The organism is Christiangramia gaetbulicola (assembly GCF_003054225.1).
Taxonomy (GTDB): domain Bacteria; phylum Bacteroidota; class Bacteroidia; order Flavobacteriales; family Flavobacteriaceae; genus Christiangramia; species Christiangramia gaetbulicola.
The window spans coordinates 1-1,157 of the sequence record NZ_QBKQ01000008.1; the positions used below are offsets into that span (position 1 = coordinate 1).

General features: G+C 47.5%; 1 protein-coding gene. It reads left to right on the top strand.

Annotated features, from left to right (window positions below; all coding sequences use genetic code 11):
• A partial coding sequence (locus C8P64_RS16570; protein WP_170106683.1) for an Ig-like domain-containing protein occupies positions 1–1,157 on the top strand: 1,157 nt, incomplete at both ends.

The window sequence follows — 1,157 nt, forward strand, 5'->3', positions numbered from 1 at the left end:
GTAGCCATTACTTCGCCACTGAATAGCGAGGTCTTCACGTCTCCGGCAGATATAGTTATCACCGCTGATGCTACAGATCCTGATGGAAATGTCAGCAGCGTGGAATTCTTTGAAGGCACTAATTCTCTCGGCATTGATACCGATGGTACCGATGGCTGGAGTGTGACCTGGAATGGAGTGATCACGGGCAATTATGCTTTAACTGCGATAGCTACGGACAATGATCTGGAAACAACCACTTCTGAAAGTATCAATATCACGGTAGAAGCTCCGAACCAATTACCAGCGGTAGCGATCACATCGCCACTGAATAACGAGATATTTACTTCCCCTGCATATATAGTTATCACCGCGGATGCTACAGATTCCGATGGTACCGTAACCAGTGTGGAATTCTTCGAAGGCACTAATTCTTTGGGCATTGATACCGATGGCACCGATGGTTGGAGTTTGACCTGGAATGGGGTAACTACGGGCAGTTTTGCTTTAACAGCTCTAGCTACAGATAATGATGGAGAGCGCACTACTTCCGGAATCATTAATATCACGGTAGAAGCACCGAACCAATTACCTACGGTAGCGATTACTTCACCACTGAATAACGAGGTATTTACTTCCCCTGCAGATATAGTTGTCACCGCGGATGCGAGTGACCCTGATGGTACGGTGACCAGCGTGGAATTCTTTGAAGGCACTAATTCTTTGGGTATTGATAGCGATGGCACTGATGGTTGGAGTGTGACCTGGAACGGAGTGACCACGGGTAGTTATGCCCTGACAGCCGTAGCTACGGATAATGATCTGGAAACAACCACTTCCGGAATCATTAATATCACCGTAGAAGCTCCGAACCAATTACCAATGGTAGCCATAACTTCACCACTGAATAACGAGGTGTTTACGTCCCCGGCAGATATAGTTATCACCGCGGATGCTACAGATCCTGATGGTACGGTGACCAGCGTTGAATTCTTTGAAGGCACTAATTCTCTGGGCATTGATACCGATGGTACCGATGGCTGGAGCGTGACCTGGAACGGGGTGACCACGGGCAGTTATGCTTTAACTGCGATAGCTACAGACAATGATGGAGAGAGTACTACTTCCGGAATCATTAATATCACGATAGAAGCTCCGAACCAATTACCAGCGGTAGC